1 pseudogene is annotated in these 243 nt (G+C 39.1%); it reads right to left on the bottom strand.

Annotated features, from left to right (window positions below):
* Positions 1-23: 23 nt before the first annotated feature.
* Positions 24-243: pseudogene (locus ACY2RS_RS15765) on the bottom strand (aminotransferase class III-fold pyridoxal phosphate-dependent enzyme); the annotation flags it as partial.

Below are 243 nucleotides of genomic sequence, written 5' to 3'. Positions count from 1 at the left end.
ATTACCTCCTCAAAAACCAATCAAATATTATGTTCCTCACACAGTGATCTTAATCCTTCTAAAAATCCATCTGTTGGAGGGATACAGTCCATATTACCCGCTACAGGCTCTATAATGACACAAGCAATTCCGTTAAGGTTCTCTGAAATTATTGCTGCTACATGTTCGAGATCATTATACCGTACTAACAACGTATCTTTTGCTGTTCCTTGGGTAACACCTGGGCTATTTGGACTTCCAACA

The sequence above is a fragment of the Patiriisocius sp. 208BN25-11 genome (assembly GCF_058147145.1).
Note: the sequence above shows the minus strand (reverse complement) of the source record. Positions and strands in the feature narration are given on the sequence as shown.